This window comes from Bartonella sp. AP1QHHD (assembly GCF_042196265.1).
Classification (GTDB): Bacteria; Pseudomonadota; Alphaproteobacteria; order Rhizobiales; family Rhizobiaceae; genus Bartonella.
Genome location: NZ_JBHIPW010000080.1, coordinates 1 through 4,844, shown reverse-complemented (window position 1 = coordinate 4,844; position 4,844 = coordinate 1). Strand labels below are relative to the sequence as shown.

Annotated in this window: 2 pseudogenes; both read right to left on the bottom strand. The window is 46.1% G+C overall.

From position 1 onward, the window contains the following. Positions 1-3,151: pseudogene (locus ACFIME_RS07110) on the bottom strand (hemagglutinin repeat-containing protein); the annotation flags it as partial. Continuing rightward, positions 3,144-4,844 (bottom strand): annotated as a pseudogene (locus tag ACFIME_RS07105) (filamentous hemagglutinin); the annotation flags it as partial. The pseudogenes ACFIME_RS07105 and ACFIME_RS07110, both read right to left, overlap by 8 nt.

The window sequence follows — 4,844 nt, the reverse complement described above, 5'->3', positions numbered from 1 at the left end:
CCGTATCACTGCGGCTGGTAATGGCAAAATCACCCCCTACTTCCATTTCTACACGCTCTCCAGAAACCACGGCGCCTGCCAGTGTGGTGTTTGCCCCACTCGTGGTATGAACAGTGCCGCTACCTATAATATGGCTGTTTTTGTGTTGAACTTCCTCACTGGAACCTTCCCCTTGACTAAAAGCAGCACTGCCCGTTGCCCCTGCGCCACCCGTGCCATAACCGGTGCCAACACTCATTGAAGCACTTTCACTGCTGTTTTGTGTGCTTTGCGTGTTTTGTGCACTTTCAAAGATGATATCTTTACCTGCTTCCATGGTGATCTTTCCGCTCTGTGCATCATTTTCCAGCACATAGATTGGATTGGTACCAGCGATAACATCAGCGCCAACACCATGAATGCTGCCTTTGTGGGCTTGCATGTTAACAGCGCGTCCGCCTTCTATGCTATCTGTCACCGCTGTGGAGACTTGAGAAGAGGCTTCTGTTTTCTCAGTTTTAAAGCCCACGGTTACACTGCCAGATGCGCCAGCCATATTGGCAAGAGCATCCTTGGTGGAGCCCCCCACCCCTCCTAATGAGCTACTCAGTCCTTTGGTTGTGTTCCCCTTTTCCCCCGTATTGCCAGTCAGCCAATTAATAAAGTTCTCTCCTTTATTAAAGAGGTGATTGATTTTCATGCCGGTCAGTATGCCATTAATAACGGTGTTATTGCCATCCTTATTGTTCATACGGTCCGCTGAATCTTTTAAGCCTTGTACCGTGCCAAGGACACCGATATCAACGGAAGTTGTCACACCAGCAAAAGACTTTTCATGCTTTTCTTTTGCGTTAGAGGTATCATAGCTTTCTGATAGGGTGATATTATTGCCGGCATCAATGTTGACATCACGATCCGCCGAAACAATGGCTGCTTGTAAATTCACATCATTGTCAGCAGTAATCTGCACATCTTGGCGTGCCGTGATGTGTGATTGTGTGGAAGTGGTTTCCCATTGATCGCCCGTATCTTTGGCGCTTGCAATTCCAACACCTACAGAAGCACCGCTGTTGCTCTTTTCAAACTGAAAGCCAAAGCCTTCCCGTTCTTCTACAGAGTTTGACTTATGGCTATTATGACCAACAAGCACATTGACATCACGAGCTGCGGTAAGATTAACATTTTCCCCTGCAAGATCAGAGCCAACAATTGTCACATCTTTTTTCTTGGCAGTGATGGTGATCGTACCATCCGCATTGAGAGAAGAACCTTGATGCTCAAAACTCTCTTCATTTTCTGTCTTTCCCTCACTCCCGTATATCGACACAAAGCCCTTACCTGATCCCACACCAAAACCTGTTTCATGCTCCTCTGAATGGCTTTTATGGTGATCTGTCATGCCATCAATCGTCACATTTTCTCCGCTCACATTGATATCTTGACCGGAAAGCAGATGAGAAGCCGTGATTGTGGTCTCTTTGTCTGATTGCGTGATAATGTTTCCCGTCGCCCCAAGGATAGAGGAGACCGTTGTGGTATGCGATTGAGATGTATCAGACGATTTCTCATGCAAAAAGCCACTTGATGACGATTGTGCTTGCTGATCCAACTGTTCTTGGGCGCCTTTTATGACAATCTTTCCCCCAGAGTGAATAGTAATATCCGCTTGCTTTTGATCTCCTGGTGCTTTCTCTCCTGACGTTTCCTCTGCCTTACCGGCTATGAGCGTCGAGGCTACAACTTCCGTGTTGTTTCCTGAGTCAATGGCAATGCCTTCACCCCCTGTTATGCTTGACCCCACAACTTGGCGCACATCCATCTTGTTATGCTCAGATTTGCTGCTACTAAACACCCCACCCTCTTTGTGATACGACATCTCATAATGTAAGCTATCCTCTGCATTATTGATGAGAATATCGTTGCTGGCTTTCAGCCCTACCTTGCCCTCAGCCGCAATGGAACTGCCTGTGATGCTAAGATCATGTGGTTTGCCATCCTGCCCTGCAATGACAGTGGTGTCACCTCCCGATTTTATCGAAGAGCCAACGGCATGAGAGGCTTGCATATCCACTTTCGTGTTTTTGGTGCGAAGATGATATTCCACTTCATCGTTTCTTACCCCTATTGTTATCTCCCCTTGGGCGCCAAGTCCAACATTGCCCTTGGCATCTATATCGGAAGCAGCAATATGGATATCTTGACCTGAGATGACAGTGGTATCTTTTCCAGAACTTAAATGAGAGCCATTGTGCAAGGCAACATGAGATGTTTCACTCCCATTCTGATTGTCCATGCTGTTGCGTGTGGCATCAATCGAAACATTCCTCTCAGCTTGCAAGAGGAGTTTATCCGTTGCTTGAACATCAGAGCCTAGAATATTCAAATCTTTTCCAGAGGCAAGTGTCGTCGAGCCTCCAGAGTTGACTTCTGATTTATGATGCATGGTGGCATCACCGTGTTCATCATGGTAATGGGTTTCTGCTGAACCGATCGTCAAGTTACCTTCTTCTGTAGCCATGGCAAGATCACCTCCGGTAGTGATCCCCACCCCTGAGGCTGTGATATCTTGTTTGGCAATCACCGTTGCATTACCACCAGCAGAAAGCGCCTCGGTGTTTAATACGGTCTCCACGCCGTCAACCGTTGTGCGCCCTGCATCCAAACGAATATTCTTCTCCGCAAGGATAACAGCATCACCACCCGCCGCAAAATGCCCCCCTTGACTGAGGATATCCCCACCATGCACATGCAATTGGTGATTTGCCGCAATCCGCCCTGAATTGATAATCGTTGAATTGCTCGTATTTTGGCTGGTGATATTGACATCATCGCCCATGATCAAAGCCCCAGCAGAAACAAAAGAGGCTCTGTCTTTTTCGGGGATGTAAAGCACCGGTGCATAAACATCCATGCCCTTGACCTGTTGGCGCACATAAATCACCATCGGCGCTTCTAGGGACGCCAATTGTTCTTCACTCAAAGCCTCACCAAAAGGGAGATTGTGTGCTTTTGCATAGTCTGCCCCAACATCCAGCAAAGTTTTGACTTGTTCAATGGCATCACTTCCAGGAATAAAGGAACCTTTGCCCAACCCTTGACCGACCAGATCACGCATTTGTTTCTCAATCAGCTGCTTTTCAAAATAAGCATCGCCTAAGAAAAAAATCTCCCGANGGGATGTAAAGCACCGGTGCATAAACATCCATGCCCTTGACCTGTTGGCGCACATAAATCACCATCGGCGCTTCTAGGGACGCCAATTGTTCTTCACTCAAAGCCTCACCAAAAGGGAGATTGTGTGCTTTTGCATAGTCTGCCCCAACATCCAGCAAAGTTTTGACTTGTTCAATGGCATCACTTCCAGGAATAAAGGAACCTTTGCCCAACCCTTGACCAACCAGATCACGCATTTGTTTCTCAATCAGCTGCTTTTCAAAATATGCATCGCCTAAGAAAAAAATCTCTCTGTCAGGATTGTAGCCAATTCTGTTCAAATAATAGGCTGAGCCATAAAACTTGCCAACATCAAGGAATTCTGCCCGCGTTTCATAAATGAAATTCTGGTTGGGCAGCGTGCCACCAACCCCACCCGATTGGGGCTTTGGTAAAGGGAGCCCCTCAGAAAGTTCCCCTGCATTATTGAGATCGACTTTTGGTGTAAAGAGAGCATCAACCCCGGTTAAACCACTTAAGGACTCCAGTGGATTGCCTTCAACTGCTTGTGCTTTAAAATGCGCATCCCCTGTAATCGAACCTTCCGCTGCCGTGTTATTGAGTTGATCGACCACCAAATTCAACGTGCCACCCGCTTGGACAAGACCAGGAACGCTCTCCAAAGCTTCTGAACCAATCTGGCGATCCTTGCCATTGGCTATATCTAAAGAAACATCGCGGCTTCCATCAGCTTTATAGCCATAACAACTGTCTGTATTAGCCTGACAACCAAGATAAGTGTTTTTATAAGCCGTTGCCCCCAAATTGGTCAGCACATTGGCGTGGATATCGGCATTTCCCCCTGCTCTCATAGAGCTATAATGGTTATCAATGGTATCAGCATTAATAATAAGATTGCCACTAGATTGTATTACCCCCGAAACAGTTGGTTTATGCGAAAATGCTTGTGTGACAGTCTTTTCTGTCATGTGTGACCAGTCTTCGTTTATTGACCCTAACCATCCTCCCTTCCGCCGAGAACCATTCCATACAAACTCTTCTATGTCTCCTTTTCGAGCATTATGTTTCCAAGTAAACGCCTTATAGACTGTCCCATCTTTTAAAGTTGCCGTGCCATAGGTTCCTTCTTTGTTATTCCAAAGTTGTTGCTCAAATATAAAGTGTTTTGGACCTACTGCCCCATGCTTTCTCTTAGAAAGTTTTCCTTTTCCCCAACGATCCCAGTCTATATCATGATATAAAGGTCTGCCATCGAGAAAATTATATTTGTCTGGTCTTTGGAAAGAAATATCGCTATATTCCGTTTTTTCCGTGATGACAGGCGTGCTATCAGCTTCGTTTTTTAGAGTGTTGGTTTGGATATTTAAGTTTCCACCAGCTTGAATAAAGCCCGCTTTGTTAACAAGGGAAAGGCTTTTTCCTGTGCCTTCTGCATTGGTGAAACCCAAATCACCCTCTGCCATTATGGCACCAAAATCATTCAACAAATCCCCATCAACTTGTAAAGCACCATTGCCCTTCACATAAATTAAGCCCGTTTTGTTGTTGGTCACATCCCCCGTCACGCTAAAGATTAAATCCTGCCCCGATGCCAATTGACCGCTATTTCCAAGCTCCCCCGTTTTGATCACGAAATCTCTGGCTGCTAAAACAGAAGTTGTCTCATCAACCATAACGCTTGGAGCAATAAA